The organism is Polaromonas sp. (assembly GCF_035638815.1).
Taxonomy (GTDB): Bacteria; Pseudomonadota; Gammaproteobacteria; order Burkholderiales; family Burkholderiaceae_C; genus Polaromonas.
The window spans coordinates 50,081-67,501 of sequence record NZ_DASQZG010000021.1 but is presented as its reverse complement, the minus strand read 5'-3'; the positions used below and the strand labels follow the sequence as shown (position 1 = coordinate 67,501).

General features: G+C 58.3%; 12 protein-coding genes. 3 read left to right on the top strand and 9 right to left on the bottom strand.

Going from position 1 to position 17,421, the window contains the following annotated elements; genetic code table 11:
- The first annotated feature begins 92 nt into the window (after window positions 1-92).
- Window positions 93-5,423 carry an Ig-like domain-containing protein gene (locus VE934_RS14750; RefSeq protein ID WP_324888813.1) on the top strand — a complete coding sequence of 1,777 codons (5,331 nt, stop codon included), beginning with the start codon at window positions 93-95 and terminating at the stop codon, window positions 5,421-5,423.
- Between the two features lie 70 nt (window positions 5,424-5,493).
- Window positions 5,494-6,012 carry a type I secretion C-terminal target domain-containing protein gene (locus VE934_RS14745; protein WP_324888811.1) on the top strand — a complete coding sequence of 173 codons (519 nt, stop codon included), beginning with the start codon at window positions 5,494-5,496 and terminating at the stop codon, window positions 6,010-6,012.
- A gap of 226 nt (window positions 6,013-6,238) precedes the next feature.
- Here VE934_RS14745 and VE934_RS14740 read toward each other — a convergent pair whose 3' ends face one another.
- The gene (locus VE934_RS14740) at window positions 6,239-8,155 is read right to left on the bottom strand and encodes a bifunctional diguanylate cyclase/phosphodiesterase (protein WP_324888809.1); all 1,917 of its coding nucleotides are present in this window, start codon (window positions 8,153-8,155) and stop codon (window positions 6,239-6,241) included.
- A gap of 57 nt (window positions 8,156-8,212) precedes the next feature.
- Window positions 8,213-8,875, bottom strand: coding sequence for a transglutaminase-like cysteine peptidase (locus tag VE934_RS14735; RefSeq protein ID WP_324888807.1), 663 nt, complete (start codon window positions 8,873-8,875; stop codon window positions 8,213-8,215).
- A 316-nt stretch (window positions 8,876-9,191) separates the two neighbouring features.
- Here VE934_RS14735 and VE934_RS14730 point away from each other — a divergent pair, with 316 nt between their 5' ends.
- The gene (locus VE934_RS14730; protein ID WP_324888805.1) at window positions 9,192-11,270 is read left to right on the top strand and encodes a TolC family protein; all 2,079 of its coding nucleotides are present in this window, start codon (window positions 9,192-9,194) and stop codon (window positions 11,268-11,270) included.
- A gap of 52 nt (window positions 11,271-11,322) precedes the next feature.
- Here VE934_RS14730 and VE934_RS14725 read toward each other — a convergent pair whose 3' ends face one another.
- The 7 genes from VE934_RS14725 to VE934_RS14695 all read right to left on the bottom strand — a co-directional run bounded on the left by VE934_RS14725 (window position 11,323) and on the right by VE934_RS14695 (window position 17,400).
- Window positions 11,323-12,294: a response regulator gene (locus tag VE934_RS14725; protein WP_324888803.1), complete on the bottom strand. Its 972-nt coding sequence runs from the start codon at window positions 12,292-12,294 to the stop codon at window positions 11,323-11,325.
- Between the two features lie 93 nt (window positions 12,295-12,387).
- On the bottom strand, window positions 12,388-12,783 hold the full coding sequence (locus tag VE934_RS14720) for a RidA family protein (protein ID WP_324888801.1): 396 nt from the start codon (window positions 12,781-12,783) through the stop codon (window positions 12,388-12,390).
- Window positions 12,780-13,223, bottom strand: coding sequence for a thioesterase family protein (locus VE934_RS14715; protein ID WP_324888799.1), 444 nt, complete (start codon window positions 13,221-13,223; stop codon window positions 12,780-12,782). Before VE934_RS14715 ends, VE934_RS14720 begins: the two co-directional genes overlap by 4 nt.
- Window positions 13,220-14,848 (bottom strand): AMP-binding protein, encoded by a 1,629-nt coding sequence (locus VE934_RS14710; protein WP_324888797.1) that lies wholly within the window; start codon window positions 14,846-14,848, stop codon window positions 13,220-13,222. Before VE934_RS14710 ends, VE934_RS14715 begins: the two co-directional genes overlap by 4 nt.
- Window positions 14,845-16,056 carry an acyl-CoA dehydrogenase gene (locus tag VE934_RS14705; RefSeq protein WP_324888795.1) on the bottom strand — a complete coding sequence of 404 codons (1,212 nt, stop codon included), beginning with the start codon at window positions 16,054-16,056 and terminating at the stop codon, window positions 14,845-14,847. The genes VE934_RS14710 and VE934_RS14705 overlap by 4 nt, the downstream gene beginning before the upstream one ends.
- Before the next feature lies 1 nt (window position 16,057).
- A complete protein-coding gene (locus VE934_RS14700; RefSeq protein ID WP_324888793.1) occupies window positions 16,058-16,912 on the bottom strand; it encodes an enoyl-CoA hydratase family protein in 855 nt (284 codons plus the stop codon).
- On the bottom strand, window positions 16,909-17,400 hold the full coding sequence (locus VE934_RS14695) for a MarR family transcriptional regulator (protein ID WP_324888791.1): 492 nt from the start codon (window positions 17,398-17,400) through the stop codon (window positions 16,909-16,911). Before VE934_RS14695 ends, VE934_RS14700 begins: the two co-directional genes overlap by 4 nt.
- Between the last annotated feature and the right edge of the window lie 21 nt (window positions 17,401-17,421).

The window sequence follows — 17,421 nt, the reverse complement described above, 5'->3', positions numbered from 1 at the left end:
ACGCGGCGGCCAACTACGAAGTCAAGAACAGCTACGCGATCACGGTGGTGGCCACGGATGCGGGGACCGGGGCGCTGTTTGGCAACAAGGCGGTGACGATCAACGTGGGCGACGTGAACGAAGCGCCGACAGGCACGAACGCCACCCTGACGGCAGTTGAAGACACGGCGCGCGCCTTCAGCGCGGCTGACTTTGGATTTGGCGATGTGGACGCTGGGGACACCCTGAGCGCGGTGCGGATCGATGCACTGCCAGCGGCCGGCACACTGCTGCTGTCGGGCGTAGCAGTTACGGTGGGCCAGGTGATCACGGCGGCCAGCCTTGGCAACCTGACCTTCCAGGCGGCGGCCAACGCCAACGGCGCGGCCTACACAACCTTCACCTTCAGCGTGCGTGACCAGTCCAGCGCGTTTGATGCGTCACCGAACACCATCACGATGAACGTGACGGCGGTCAATGATGCGCCAGTGGGCACGAACGACGCGGGCGCTGCCACAGAAAAAGGTGGAACGGCCAATGCCTCGGGCGGCGCCAACGCCACCGGCAACGCGATTGGCAACGACACCGACCCGGAAGGCACGGCCCTGACGGTCACAGCGATTCGTCTGGGCGCCACCGAGGGCTCGGGAACGGCCGGCACGGTAGGCAGCGCACTGGTGGGCACCTACGGCACCTTGACGCTAGCGGCCAACGGTAGCTACACCTACGTCATCGACGAGGCCAACACCACGGTGCAGGCGCTCAATGCGGGCGGCACGCTGACTGAGAGCTTTAACTACACCCTGAGCGACGGCGGCCTGACGGATGTAGCGGTACTGAACATCACCATCAATGGGACCAACGACGCCCCGGTGGTTAGTTCGGGAGCCTCCACCGGCTCAGAAGATCCTGCTTCACCTATTGCTGTTGTTCTGACCGGGACTGACATTGACGGGACTGTCTCAAGCTTCACGCTCTCGAGCTTGCCTGCAAATGGCACCTTGTATTCGGATGCTGCAATGACTCAAATGGTCCCCACCGGCACCCCATTGACCGCCGCGGGCAACAGTCTGACGTTGTACTTTAAGCCGCTGGGCGATTGGAATGGTTCTACTTCTTTCAACTTCAGTGCTACTGACAACAGTGGCGCCACATCAGGAACTGCTACGAGGACCATCACTGTTGCGTCCGTGGACGACGGCACGCCCGTGGCCACGGCTGACAGCTTTAATGTGGCGGTTGGGACGCCGATCATCATCACCAAAGCCGCACTTTTGGCTAACGATACTTTGCCGGATAGGGCTACTTTTGTTTCGTTCACCCAACCCACAACTGGTACGTTGATAGATAACGGTGATGAAACATTCACCTATACGCCGGGCGCTACGCCAGGAACACCGACCTTTACTTACCGCATTCAGGATGACGAGGGCCAGTTCAGCAACGGCACCGTTACGCTCAATGTCTCAGGTGCCAATGTCGATCTTGCGACGGTTCATGAGTCTGCGCTACCTACGGGAACCGGGGGGGGGACGACAATTGCAACAGGAAACTTGTTCGCTAACGATGGCGGTACCAATACACTCATTAACCAAGTGAACTTTAACGGGGGCGCTTGGGTATCTGACAATCTTGCCGGTGATACAGATGCGCGCGTTGGCTACATCGGCATAAACACCACAAGCGGCAATGCTGTCATCGACATTTCAGGCGCCGGCGCAGGTGACTACACCTATACGCTAAACACACGGGCCGACAATAGTTTGGTGGCAAACAATTCGAGTTTGACGGAGACAATCAACTACGATGCCAACGTCACCGACTCATCCTTAAAAGTCACTATCCTCGATGACAGCCCAACAGCGGTCAATGCAATAGTTGTTGTGCCGCAAAGCCCTGTACCAGCATTCAAAATAATGCTGGTGCTCGATGTGTCAGGTAGCATGGCCCCGCCTTACGGTGCTGTGCGTCAAATAAATGCAGATGGCACCGTCACGCAGACCGATCGCTTGACTATGGCCAAAGCCGCGTTGGCTGCATTGGTTGCTGAATATTTCAATCAGTCTCCGGATGTAGAAATCAGGCTGATTACTTTTTCTACGGGCGCAAATTACGTTGGAGCCTATACCAACTTGGCGTCGGCGGTGAACGCCATCGATGGTATTAGCGGGACCGGCGGTACTAACTACGAGGAAGCTCTGAATAGAGTTCAAGACAACTTCGGAGCTATTGATTCAGCCAAAGAAAACTATGTTTATTTCCTGTCTGACGGCACGCCCTCCGGAGGAAACGTAACCGATCCAGCAACCGCGGTATATGCCACAACCGGACAAAGTTACGTCAATTTTGCTGCGACCAATGGGATCAATTCCTATGCAGTGGGTATTGGTACCGGTATCGCAGACCTCAGTCAACTTAACGCTATTCACAACGTTGACACCCTTGGCGACGGGGCGGCTGATGGAGCGATTGTGGTGCCTGATCTGAATGAGCTTGATCAACAGTTGATTTCGACTGTGCCGCAAGGGTTCGGCGGCAACGTGGTAGCAGGCGGCGGCGCCCAATCCGTCAGCTTCGGTGCCGACGGTGGGTACGTCAAGACGCTGACGCTTGCGCTTGATAGCGATGGAAATGGTTCTGCGGATGCCACAGTCACTTTTACCTACGACCCTGGGACGGGGCAAATCACTTCCAGCAATGGATTTGTAGGGACCATTCCAGCTGGTTCATCGCTGACATTGAATGATAGTAAAGGGTTCATCTACGGAACCATGGTGTTTAACTTCACGGATGGAAATTACACCTATTTCACTGGTGGCTCCGCTGCTACGGGCGCCGAATTCACGTTGACTGCGGTAGTGTCGGACAACGACGCCGACACGGCCAGTTCAGTTCAGACCATCAGGGTTGTTGATGGCAAACCAGTTGCCAATGCTGACACCGACACCTTGTACGCGGGGTCGACCTTCCTGGAGGGTAACGTGATTTCAGGGGTGGGCACCGATTCTGGTGGTGCATTGACCGGTCAAGTAACGCCATTTGCAGTAAGTGGCGAAGGGGTTGATAAGATTGTTGATGGTGCTGACGTCTCTTCAGTTCTATTCAAGGGGTTGTCTATTTCCCTGACTAGCGCGAGCTCAGGCTCCGTCGGAGGCGGAAATTACACGGTTGCTCATGACGCAACCAGCGGTATTGGCCGGTTGACCTGGACAAACGCGACCACCGGGTCGGCATTGGAGTTTGATTCGACGGGTTACTATAAATACACGCCGCCAACTACCGCTGTTCCCAATGCTGCGACTTCGAGCGGAGTCTCCAGCATCGATTTCTACTCGGCGCCGACTGCCGCTTCGGGTGTGACATTGACCGGCAGCGCTGCTGTCAGCTACGGGTCCGGTGTGGGTGCCAGCGTCAATGGCAACACTCTGGACAACGCCGAGTGGCTACAGATCAATTTCAGCAACACGACACATCCGAACGGTGTGAGCAATGTGTCCGTTATTGTTGATGCCAGCAGCACGCTGGAGGGAGCTCAACGGCTTACCTACCAGATATACAACACCGGCGGAACCCTGCTCGGCACCATCACCGGCAGCATAGCCGAAGGCAATGTTTATCTGGGAAATTTCAGCAACGTGGGAAGCGTCAGGGTGACGGGCGTAGGTGCATCGGCGGCGCGCATCGGTGGAGTCACTTATGAATCTACGGCTGCTGTTGTGACCATGGACCTGACCACGGCGACGGCGACTACGGCGACAACTATCGACCTAACCGTTGCAAGTGCACCGCCGGCGGCAGTAAGTGGCTTCACACTTACTGGAAGCAATACGCCGACGTATACGTCGGCCAACGGAGCTGGCGTCACTGGCGGCGGCGCTAACAACCGAATAGACAACGCCGAATGGCTGCAGATCAACTTTGACAGCGCGAAGTATCCGACGGGGGTCAGCAATGTGTTGGTCAACATAAGCACGGGTAGCAATCTAGGAGGCGTCAGACGTCTGGATTACACGATCTACGATACCGATAATCAGGTCATCGGCACTGTGAATGACGTCATCACGGAAGGCATCATTGACCTTTCGGCCTACAGCAATGTCGGTGCCGTGCGAATTACAGGAGACGGAGACGCGCGCGCCTTTCTCGCCGGCTTTACCTTCACCGGCGGCCCGACAAACGGCGTTACCTTGCAAGGTATGAGTCCGACCAGTTCGACCCCAGACACGACCGTAGCATACGGGACCACAGGTGCTGGTGTGACGGGAACAAATGCCACTGGCGGCGGCAACGACTTGGTAGATGGGCTGGAGTCGCTCGTGATCAATTTTGAGCAGTCGAAGTATCCGGTTGGCGTAATGAACGTTTCGTTTGTCATCAATGCGGCGGGCAGCAACCTTGGCCCCCCTGGCAACGGAGCTGATCCTTCGCTGACCTACAAGGTCTACGCGGTGGACGGCGCCTTCCTCGGCCAGTTCAGCAGTGATGATGAAAACGTCGTAGTAGTACCTGCCCATTTCACAGGGATCGGCAAGATCATCGTCGAAGCCGCGGGGGATGCCTACGCACGCATCGAAACGATCAGCTTCTCGGGCATGCAAAATAATTCGTCTGCCACGGAGGTTGCGCCTGAGGTTATTGGCTATACGTTGACCGATGCCAATGGTGACACTTCCAGCGCCGACCTGACCCTGAAGGTCATCACCAACACCCATTTTGGAACGTCCGCACAGGACACGATCAATGGGACAGCGGGCAATGATCGAATCGTCGGTCAGGCCGGCAACGATACCCTGAGCGGCGGCGCAGGCAATGACATCCTTGAAGGCGGGGATGGGGACGACACTCTTAGCGGCGATGCCGGTGATGACATACTTGCCGGAGGGGCCGGCAACGACATCCTCAACGGGGGTATTGGGAACGACGTATTGCGCGGGGGTGACGGCATTGATATGCTTAATGGCGGTGATGGCAATGATCGGTTGGAGGGCGGGGCGGCCGCCGACACTCTCGACGGGGGTATCGGCGCCGATGTTATCAATGGTGGGGCAGGAAACGATTTGCTTACGGGTGGTGTTGGCGCTGATATCTTTGAGTGGACACTTGCCGACCGGGGGACAAACGGTTCACCGGCGGTCGATACCATCACTGATTTCAACACGGCCCCGCCCGGTAGCGGCGGAGATGTTCTTGACCTGCGTGATCTGCTTGCAGGCGAAGCTGCCGGTGTTGGCACGGGTAACCTGGCCAATTTCATGCACTTCGAAAAGGTAGGCATCGACACCAAGGTGCACATCAGCACTTCTGGTGGCTTCGGAGGCGGCTATACCGCGACAAAAGAAGACCAGACCATCATTCTTCAGGGTGTTGATCTGATAGGCAGCAACAGTACCGACCAGCAGGTCATTCAACAACTGCTGAACAATAACAAGCTGCTTACCGAGTAGGATTGCTGTTCAGGAAAGCCGCAGAATTGTCTTAGTTCGGCGGCTTTTTTTTGTTGCAGAAAGACGGAGGTTGATCTCCGGGCCGTGCAAACGCCTGCCGTTTGAAATTTCTGTAAGAGAGGCAGCGATTGTTGTCGGGCCATTTGATCGTTGGACATCCAGGCGCCGACAACCTGAGCGGTGGGTTAGGCGCGGATATCTTTGCCTGGGAGTTGGACAATGCGGTACGGCAAGAGGGCCAGTAACTGACACCATCACAGACTTCAATCTGGCCACCCGTGCGGCGGGCGGTGACGTTCTGGATCTGCGCGATCTGCTGGTGGGCGAATCGGTCGGCACTCTGCTGGGACAGGACAACCTGGCCAACTTCCTGCACTTTGAAAAATCCGGTGCAGACACCATCGTTCACATCAGTACCACTGGTGGGTTTGCCTCCGATCCACATGCTGTGGGCGCGCCTTCCGGCGTGGTCTCGGCGGCCGAAGATCAGCGGATTGTACTGAGTGGTGTGGACATGATTGGCTCTTTCACCACAGACCAACAGGTGATTCAGGACATGCTGACCAAAGGAAAGCTCAACACCGATTGATGAGAAGGAAGGGCGGAGGCCGTTGTGTCTCCGCTACGCCTGCTCACCAGATTGCTATGTTTTTGATAGCTGTCTCCGACCGTCAATAAAGGGCTAGCACCGGGTTTTGTTTGAAAAGGCTGGTGAAGGCAGGCGATTTGGCCCCGTTGCGGACAAATTGGGGAAGAGCGCCTGCATGTCGGCCTTCCCGGGTCGTTGAGTGGCAGTTCGACTCGGGTGTTGACGCTCAGGCTGCTTCCCGCATCGCCGGGCCCGCTGCCCCATCAAAACTGGCCGCCTCCAGCGCTGCCAGTTCCGCGCGGTCAATAACGCCTTCGGCATAGACCTGCATGCCCATTTTGTGGGCCACTTTTGCCAGCCCCTTGAGGAAGACCTGGTTGTCGGCGCTGTATTGCAGACCGCGGATAAAGCTCGAGTCGACCTTTACGAAGTCCAGTCCCATGTCGTGCAAGACGCCGACGTGGCTGAAGTCACGCCCAAAATGTTTCAAACCAACGCGGCCGCTGCTTTTTCGGACTTGTGTGACAAAGGTGCGGAGTCTTTCCGGGTTCTTGATGGCGTCAGCCTCCGGCATTTCCAGGGAGAGGCGATTGGCCAAGGCCGCATTGGTTTTGAGTAAGGTCAACAGGCTTTTATTGAAACTGGTGTCACCGAGTGAGGCCGCAGAGAGCTGTAGCGACACACCTGTCAGGCCGGGCTGGCCACGGAGTTTCTCCAGCGCGAGCCTCACGGCGGTCAAGTCAATCAGCGGCGACAGGTTGAATGGTTCGGTCACGTGCCGGAAGCGGGTGACCGCCTGCCAGTCGTCGTCTTCATCCAGTTTTAGCTCGAGTGGACATTCGCGGTGAACCAACTGGCCTTGCAGATCAAGAACCGGAAATGAGGCCAGCCTTGCGCGACCCTGCTCCAGCGCGAGCTTGATGGCACGCGCCGTTGCATCAGCATCGTCTGGCGCGGTGGTGCCGGCAGCCGAACCGGACATCCTTATCGCATCAGTCCCCTCGGCCTGCGCGATGGCCAGCGCGGCCGAAGCTTCAGCCATCAGCCCGGCCATGTCCTGGCCACGCTGAAGTTTTCCGATCCCGATATACGCGGTTGATTTTTCTCCGTGCAGCGGGGTGAGCGCTTTGCTGAAGGCGGTCAGGAGCGACTGGCCCACGTCCTGAGGGGGCGACTGGCTGGGTAGCAACAGGGCGAAGTCTGAGTCGCCAATGCGTGCGGCGACGCCCCCTAGGCGGGTTGCGTGTTCGCTCAGGACAGCAGCAAACGCCTTCAGCATGTCCTGGCTTGTCTGTGGTCCCAGCCGTTGACTTCGCCGGGAAAAGTCTGCGAGACGAATCAACAGCAGCGAGCCATCTGCCGCCTCCTCGCTGTCCAGCGTGTCCAGCAACTGAATCAGAAAGAAGGTCCGGTTGGCGAGCCCGGTTACCGTGTCGTAGTTCGCCGTGACCCTCAAAACTTCGAGGCGCTGCGCCTCTTCTGCAAACATCCCCTTGAGCCGGCTGACGGTGCTGTTCATGGCGATAGCCAGTTGCTTGAGCTCCGGGACGTCGGGCACCTCGATCAGTTCAAAACGGCGGTCACTGATGGCGTTGGCCTGATCAATGACCCGTTGCAGGGGTTCACGCAGGCGCCGCAACACAAGCGTTCCCAGGTAACCCGCCACCATGCCGGCCAATCCCAAAGCGGCCACCAGTTGCAACACGTTCTTCCAGAGAGACTCATAGGCGAACCTGCTGGTGCTTATCAGGGTGAGGGTGCCCAGCTGCTTCCAGCCATTGCTGATCTGTGCCTGGCCCGGGGCGGCCGATAGAGGCAAGACTTTCATAAACCAGTCAGGCACCGTTTTGGCCTGCTGGCGTGCGACGCGCTCAACCATGGTTTGCCCCGTCGGATCAATGACGCGTATGAGTTCATAGTGACCCCCGTCGAACAGTGCGGCGACGGTCAACTCGATGATGACTGAATCCGCGCTTTGCTGACTCAGTGCCAACGCCAGGGAGGCCGCGTTGTCGGAGTTTTTTGAGCTGAGCTGTTCTGACAGGTAGTTGCGTGCATTGAGTGTGGACGCGAGCAAGCCTCCCAACAACGCCATCAAGGTGCTGAGAATGATTGCAAGCCACAACTGGCGGTACATCGACATGGAAAATTCCCCTCGGAACAGTTTCTTTATAGCGGTTTCTGAATCACATCAGTCAATTTAGTCAAAGCCTTCAGCGCGGGCACGCTTGAGTAACTCCTGCCATCTCGACAGGCTGGACGGCCCCCCGGCACCCTGTGCCCCCGATACGCCTTGCCAAAGGCCCATGCCGTTAAAGCTGAAAACGGGGAGCAAATCCCGCCTGCGGGATGCGGGCTGAAGGTCGTTGATCAGGTTATCCAGAATCAGTGGTTCGGCGTTGGGCTCGGGGTAAAACGCCAGGACCATGTGCGCCTGCGTGATGCTGCTGTTGGCGCCGCCAATGCGGGCCTGCACATAGATCAGACGCAGTTTTTCATCGGGGATGCTGAGCAACAACAGGGTGAAGTACTTGGCGATGGCAAAGTCTTCGCAGTCTCCTGCACCCCTGCCTATGGTCTCCACCGGCGTCGCCCAATAGTCACTTTGGCCCCACACCACCTGGTCGTCGCCAAATTTGACGCGGCGGTTGAAAAAATCGTTCACTTGCCTGATCTTCGCTGTCGCGGGTTGATTGGCATTGTCCTGGACCAGTTTTTGCCAATCCTTGAACGAACTCACTCCCGCCGCCCCGAAGCGCTGCGACACCACGCCTTGCATGCGTTCAAGGTCCAGTGCCGCAACCTTAAAAACCCCTGCCGCGACGGCCAAGACGATCAACAGAATTCTGGAAAGATGCTTCAAGTGTTTCGTTTTCGCACCAATGAGGGTATTCGCCGGTATATTAATTGCGCTTCTATAAAACCTGCGTTAGCATAAAAATATTCATATAAAACAGTCACTAACGACCCATTCTTAACCTTATTTCGAATGTTTGGGCGAGCATTTGGTATTCGGGTTACGGAGACAATAGCGTGTACTTGAAACAGTTTGATACTTCGAAATGAGTGAAATCAATGCAGCCACTGCCAGCAAAGCGCTCACTTCAGCCAGGGTGGGCAGTGGGTGTGTGGGCCCTGTTTCGCTTCAGTGTAGCGGTGATGTTGGCGGGCGCAGGCCCATGAAATCCCGCGTTTCAGGCTTTAACATTCGCCCCGTGCGATTTGCGGTTTGGCTTTGTGCCTTGGGCATGTTCGCTTCCGTGCAGGCTTTGGCGCAGGTTGAAAAGCCACTGACGCTTAAGGAAGCCACGCAAAAAGCCGTGTTGAATAACCCTGAAGTCATGGCGCGCTGGCACACGCTCAACGCTGCCAGCAACGAACGGGATGTTGGCTTCGGTGCGCAGTTGCCCAAGGTTGATCTGGTGGCCGGGCAGGGTACTGAGCGGCGCAATGACGCCGCATTGCGCTCGCGCTACGAGAGAACCTCGTCCTCGCTAACCCTCACGCAACTGCTTTACGACGGATTCGCAACCCGGAATGAGGTCAAGCGTCTGGATCACGCACGCATGGTGCGCCTGTTCGAGTTTTTTGACATCTCGGAAACTGTTGCGTTTGAAGCTGCGCGCGCTTATTACGACGTCTTGCGCTTTCGCGAGCTGGTGCGTCTTGCTGAGGAAAATTTTATCCAGCATCGCGCTGTTTTCGAGCAGACAGAACGCCGCGTGAAAGCGCGGGTGGCCAGAGCAGTTGACCTGGAGCAAATCTCAGCCCGCGTGGCGTTGGCCGAGTCAAACCTGCTCACTGAAACTTCCAACCTTCACGATACGACGGCGCGTTTCCAGCGTATTGTGGGCGCGATGCCAACGGTCGAAATGCCTCTTCCAACGCCGCTGGCTCAGGACATTCCAGCGGATGCAGTAAGTGCCATCAAACTGTCGCAGTACCGCAATGCAGCTTTGCGCGCCTCCATTGAAAATGTGCGCGCGTCCAACGCTGCGCTGGCCTCCCGCAGCGGCGCCTATCAGCCGCGGTTTGACCTGCGCTTCCGGCGTGATCAGGGCAAAAATCTGAGTGGCATTCCAGGGACCACCGAAAACAATGTCGCTGAAGTCGTGATGACCTGGAACCTGTTTAACGGGTTCAGTGACCGGGCACGTGAGCGTCAGTTTGCCGAGCAGCTCAATGTGGCCAAGGACTTGCGCGACAAATCCTGTCGCGATATCCGCCAGACGCTGCTGATCGCCTATAACGATGTACGCAAGCTCAAGGAGCAAATTGGCTACCTTGACCAGAACAAGGTGGCCATCGAGAAATCCCGCAACGCCTATCGTCTGCAATTCGACATTGGTCAGCGCTCACTCCTTGATCTGCTTGACACCGAAAACGAACTTTTTCAGTCCAAGCGGGCGGTAGCCAACGCAGAGATAGATCTAGACGCGGCTTATGTCCGGGTGCACGCCGCACAGGGTACGCTTCTCACCGCTCTGGAATTGTCCAGAATGGACACGGGTGCAGTTCCCGGTATTGAGCAATGGAACGAGGGAGAGGATGCCTCCCAGCATTGTCCTGCCGAACCCGTGGCCCTTTATGTGGTGGATAAAGCCGCGCTAGTCGGAAGGGCTTCTGACCTCGTGAAGCAGACTGCCTTGCTCAACGCCCGTGAGCGGGCCATCCAGGAGGTTCTCGCGCCAGGCGTCACCGTTGCCGCGCCGGGTGATCCAGCGTCCCCTGCACTGGTTACGCCAGCCCCAGCTACTACGCCGAGCCCGGCTGCATCCCCAGCATCTGCAGCAATGCCTCCGGCGCCAGCAACGTCAGCGCCGCGCGGAGCGCCCCGGATAGCACCAACTCCCGGTGCATCACTGGCGCCCGCACCAGCACAGCTACCAGACAGCGTTAGCGCGGGCGAACTCAGGCAAACGCTGGAAGCCTGGCGCGCTGCCTGGGCCAAACGGGATATTGACGGGTACTTCGGGTTTTATGCGCCAACCTTCGTGCCTTCCACGGGCGGCGACCGTGAGGCCTGGAAGGAGCGGCGCAAGCGGGTGATGGAGCGAGCTACAGACGTCAGCGTTGAAGTTTCAGATCTGACCTTGACACAGCCTGATCGCAACCGTGCGACCACGGTGTTCAAGCAGACTTACCGCTCAAGCAACTATCGGGATGTTGTGACCAAGACGCTGGAGTGGATGCGAGTCGGCGACCGTTGGATGATTACGCGCGAAAGCTCTGTGACGCCCGCACAGGGCATGGAGTAAACCGCTGCGGTAAAGAAGCTGCGCAATCGCGGCTCCCGCGTGACGAGTCCGGTCAGCGAAGATCTGTCGTAGCCGCCACGCGGTCTAGTTCGTCGAACACCTTGTCAAAGTCGACCGGCTTGGTCCAGTAGCCGGTAAACCCGGCTTGCTCTGCAACTATTTTGTGCTCCGGCAAGGTGTCGGCTGAACACATAAATGCCGGGGTCGACTCCAAACCCGGTAGCTCCCGCAAGCGTTTGAGCAGATCAATCCCGTGCGTGTCGGGCAGGCGCCCGTCAATCACCAGCACATCCGGCTGCCAGGTAGCGGCCACCTCATAACCCTGCGCACCGTTCTGTGCCATCCGCATATCCACATCCTCACGGGTGCGCATCACGTCATCAAACAGCATGAGGTTGTACATGTTGTCTTCTACATACAGGATTCGCATTTTCCGCTGCGGGCCCGAGTGAACCGGATTGGCCGCAAGCGGGGCGGGAATAGTTTCTTCCCGATAACCACTGTCTGAGCTTTCTGCCTGTTCCCAATAGCCGTCAGTGGCCACCTTGTCGAGCACCCGGCACAGGCGGGCGGAGTGAATGAGCGCATTTTCAACCCGCTTGCGTTCGGTCACGTCCAGGCTTAGTTCCACATAGGCCAGCGGGCGGCCCTGCCCGTCGGTTTCAGCGTAGAGCATGGTGTGTACATCAAGCAGGCCACCATCCGGGCGGATGATGCGGTAGTCGAGTTCCAGCGCTCCCGGGACTTTACGCAGTTGATCGCGCGCCTTGACCACCATCTCCAGATCGTCGGGGTAGACGAGGTCCATCGCCGTCTCCAGCGTCATGACCGTACCGACCGGGCTGACGCCAAACATCTCGTATGCGCGGTTATTCCAATTGAGTTGCTGCGTCTTGAGGTTGAAAACGGACTGCGCAACACCGGTCGATTCCATCAATTGCTGCTGCATTCTTCGCTGGGATTCAGCAAGGCCAAATGCAGGCTCGGGAGCGATATGCCTGAAGGTGGAGCTGTTGTCGGTCATAGGCTGCAAGTCCTGTAAAAACGGGGCGCGACGGGGCGTCTTATAGCCATCTTAAGCCAGAAAAGAGCAAGAGCGGGGGCTGGACCTCTCCTCTCAGTCCGGCATAACGGCCGTCACTTCTATTTCGATCTTTGCCCGCTCTTCCACCAGTGCGGAAACTTCCACGCAGGTCATGGCTGGAAAATTTTTACCCATGACCTCGCGGTAAACTGCGCCCAGCTCTTTGAGCCGCGCGATGTATTCCACCCGGTCCACCACATACCAGGTCATGCGCGCCATGTGCTCCGGCCCGGCGCCGCCGGCCAGCAGGACTGCCCTGATGTTCTGCAGCGCCTGTCGGGTTTGCGCGATGAAGTCATCACTTTCAAATTCTTGCTGCGCGTTCCATCCGATCTGCCCGCCGACAAAAATCAGGACGCCTCTGGCCATCACCCCGTTGGCATAACCCTTGGGCGCTGCCCACTCTGGCGGTTGCAACAGTTTCATCATGGTTTGTTTTCCTGTGGGGTTTCCAGATAAGGCAGCATGGCTTCGCGCAGCGCATCCGGAATGGCAATGGCCTTCCCATGCTGCATCTCGGAGCACACCACCACCGAATTTGCACGCAATTTCAGGGTTTTGCCCTTGATTGACGGGTCAAGTTCGCTATGAATTTCATAGTGCATGCCGATGCTGGCGCCGCCCAGTCTGGTCAGGTGCAGGGTGATGGTGACCTTGTCGCCAAACCGGCACATGCCAACAAAATCGGTGGTCAGGTTGACAATAGGGATGCCCGTGCCGCCCGCGATCAGCTCGTGTTCAGGATGGCCGATGTGGGTCAGGAAGTCTTCCTGCACCTCATGCAGCAGGTAGAAAAACTGCGGATAAAAAACAATGCCCGCAGGGTCGCAATGGTGGAAGCGGATTTTCTTGTGGACCGTGAATTTCATGATGTTCGCAACTTGAAGCGTTGCAGTTTCCCGGTCTCGGTGCGCGGCAGACTGCTCACAAACTTGATCTGACGCGGATACTTGAACGGAGCCAGCATAGCCTTGACGTGGTCCTGCAGGATCCTGGTGGTGGCATCGTTGGCCTCACAGCCCGGCTCGAGCACGATGAAAGCCTTGACCACCATGCCGCGCTCATCGTCGGGCACGCCAATCACCCCGCACTCGGCAACCGAGGGGTGCTTTAGCAGGGCATCTTCCACTTCAGGGCCACCGACGTTGTAGCCCGAGGTGATGATCATGTCGTCAGCGCGGGCCTGAAAGAAGAAGTAGCCGTCGGGGTCCTGCATGAAAGCGTCGCCCGGGTGGTTCCAGCCGTTTTTGACATAGTTGGTCTGGCGCTCATCGCTCAAATAGCGGCAACCCGTGGGCCCGGTGACAGCAAGTTTTCCGACGCTGCCCCGGGGCAGCTCCTGGCCTTCGTCGTCAACCACTTTGGCGGTGTACCCGGGCACCACTTTACCCACCGCACCGCGCCGCGCCTCATCCGCACCGCTGGAAATAAAGATATGAAACATCTCGGTCGCGCCTATGCCGTCGGTCATTTCGATACCGGTCGCGTCCTTCCACAGTTGGCGCGTGGCGTCTGGCAGACCTTCACCTGCGCTGACGCAGATGCGCAGACTGTTCACACCGTATTGTTTTGCAAACGGCGCCATCTGGCGGTAGAACGTGGGCGCGGTGTAGCAAATGGTGGCACCCACCTGACTGATCAACTTGACCATGGCTTCGGGTGTGTAGGCAATGCCAGGGAAGTAAACCGAAGCCCCCGCCCACATCGGGAAGATCAGCATGCCTCCAAGGCCGAAGGTAAAGGCCAAGGGGGGTGACCCCATCACAATGTCCTCCGGCGTGGCCTTGAGCACATGACGCGGCCAGGCTTCGCATGCTGCGAGGACGTCACGATGGGTGTGCACGGCCGCCTTGGGCTTGCCCGTGGTTCCCGACGTGAAGGCCATCAGGGCGATGTCGTCCGCCGCCGTTGGGCAGGCAGTGAAACGCCCCGATTTGGCAGCACTCAAAGCCCCAAGGTCCTGCGGGTCGTCCGGCGAATTAAATATGACAATGGTGCGCAGCACAGGGTGCGCGGCTTGGGCCGGGACCAGCTCCTCCATGAGATTGGCGTCGCAAATGGCAACCGTCGGTTGCGATTTGTCGATGATGTCGCCGAGTTCGGTAGCCCGCAGCAACGGCATGGTGGCGACGGCTACCAGACCGGCCTTGACAACAGCAAGCCAGCTCAACGCCATGCCGATGGAGTTGCCGCCTCGCAGCAAGACGCGGTTTCCAGGCACCAGCTGCAGGTCTTCGATCAACACCTCGGCAATTCGGTTGACGCGCTCAGACACTTCGTCATAACTCAGCGTCAAGGCATCCGAGCGGAGCAGGGGACGGCTGGAATCACCGGCGAGCCTGGCCTTGGCGAACAGCGCATCTACCAGATTGATCTGGGCCGGGATTTGAAGCTCCGGCAGTTCATAACGCATCTGCGGCCATTGCTCGGGGGGAGGCAGACGGTCGTGCACAAAGCGGTCCAACTGGGCTGATGGGGTTGGCGTGCCGTTCATGATTGCAATACCGATTTGCCAATGATGAGCTGCTGGACTTCAGTCGCGCCCTCGTAAATACGCAACGACCGGATGTCACGGTACAGGCTCTCAACTTTGGTCCCAATCTTCACGCCCAGGCCCCCGTGCATCTGCAGTGCCATATCGATCACACGTTGCGCATTTTCGGTGGCGGTCATTTTGGCCATCGCAGCTGCCACGGTGCGATCTCTCCGGTCTTCGGCTTCCGCCGTCGCACGGGCACCAGCGCCCTTGCGTTCGCTGTCGTCGCGCAACCAGGCCGCGCGGTAAGTCAGCAATGCAGCAGCGTCAATCAACGCCGCCATCTCGCCGATTTTGGCCTGCGTCAGTTGAAAGTCTGCCAGGGTCTGGCCAAACATTCTTCGCTCATGCGCAAAACGCACGGCCTCAGCCAACGCCCTGCGCGCCATGCCCAACGCCGCGGCAGCGACCGATGCGCGAAAAATATCCAGCGTCTGCATGGCCAGCTTGAAGCCTCCGTTGAGCGCACCCAACCGGGCTGTGTCTGACACAAGGCAGCTGGAATACTTCAGGGTGGCCAAGGGGTGCGGGGCCATCACCGCGATGTGCTCACTGCTGTCCAGACCGGGGTTGTCCGCGTCCACGATAAACGCGGTGATGCCGCGCGTGCCCGCTCCCATGTCGGTTTTCGTGAAGGTCACATAAAAGTCGGCGATGCCCCCGTTGCTGATCCAGGTTTTGCAGCCGTTGAGAGACCAGTCACTTCCCGATAGGTTGGCGCTGGTTGTCATGGCCCCTGCGTCAGAGCCTGCATCGGGCTCGCTCAATGCGAAGGCTGCGATCTTGTTGCCGCTGGCGACCGCAGGCAGGTAGGCAGCCTGCTGCGCTGGAGTGCCCGCAAGGGTGATTGCTCCGCTGCCCAGGCCTTGCATGGCAAATGCGAAATCTGCCAGCGGAGAGTGAAAAGCCAGGGTTTCACGCAGCACCACCAGCGCGCGTGAATCAAGTTGCTCCAGAGCGCCGCCCCATGCGCCGTCCGGGCCTGCGGGTACACAGTATCGCAACCATCCCGATCGTCCGAGCAAGCCTACCCACTCCTTGCACGCCCGCCGGTCGTCGCTTTCGTCAACTGTTTGTGCGGGCGCCCACTCAGACAGTTGCTGACCCAAGGCGCGATGCGCTTCGTCAAAAAACGGGAGTGTCAGATGACGCGTGTCGGCTTTCATCTCAGTCCCCCTGAAACACGGGTTTTTGCTTGCTGGCAAAGGCGTCATAGGCGCGTTTGAAATCCCGTGTCTGCATGCAGATGGCTTGTGCCTGGGCCTCCGCTTCAATGGCCTGGTCCAGTGTCATGGCCCACTCCTGATGCAGCATGGTTTTAGTCATGCCGTGCGCAAAGGTGGGCCCGGCAGCAAGGTCGGCGGCCAGCGCTTGTGCTTTGGCCAGCAGGTCATCCGGCTCGTGCAACGAGTTGAAAAAGCCCCACTGCAAACCCTCCTGCGCCGTCATGGCGCGGCCCGTGAACAGCAGCTCTGACGCACGACCCTGTCCGATCAGGCGCGGCAGCAGCGCGCAGGCGCCCATGTCCGCACCCGCCAGGCCTACGCGGGTAAAGAGAAATGCTGTTTTGGCCTGCGCCGTTCCAAAACGCATGTCGGCCGCCAGAGCCATCATGGCGCCTGCGCCTGCGCAAATTCCGTCGATGGCGGCAACAATCGGCTGCGGGCACAGCCGCATGGCCTTGATCAGATCGCCCGTCATTCGGGTGAACTCCAGCAGTTCAGGCATGCTCATCCTGGTGAGCGGGCCGATGATCTCGTGCACGTCGCCGCCAGAGCAAAAATTGCCGCCCGCACCGGTGATGACCACGACCTTGACATCAGTTGCCTGGTTCAGCGCGCGAAACAGATCGCGCAATTCAGCGTAAGAGTCAAAAGTTAATGGGTTCTTTCGGTCCGGACGGTTGAGCGTCAGCGTTGCAACACCCGCCTCACACGCGTACGAAAAATGGCGGGCCTCATAACTGCACAGGGCATTGAACTGCGCCTGCATGGGGTTGTTGGCGCCAACGTAGTGTTTCATGTCTTGTCCATTTCCTCGCCGGTGGCGACCAGATCCATCTGATGTTGCTTGACCTTGCCCAGCAACTTGTGCAGCGTTTCCACTTCGCGTGCCGAGAGACCGCCAAAGGCCTGAACAATCCAGCTTTCGTGCTGTCGCGCCATTTCGTCAAAGACCTTGCGCCCGCGCGAGGTCAGCCGCACGCGGTAGGCACGGCGGTCGCCTTCAACGTCCACCCGCTCGACCACGCCTTCGGCCACCAGCTGGTCGGTGATGCCGGTGACGTTGCCACCGGTGACCATCATGCGGCGCGACAACTCATTCATCTTCAGCCCGTCCGGGTTGCGCTCCAGCTGCGCCATCAGATCGAAGCGGGGCAGGGTAGTGTCAAACTGCTCGCGCAATTGCCCACGCACCTGCTTTTCAATCAGCTGGGTACAGGTCAGCAGCCGCAGCCACAGCCGCAAGGCCTCGGGGTGTTCGCGGTGTCCTCTTGCTTCCATGTCCATGCTTGTCTCCTGTTGCGTTTT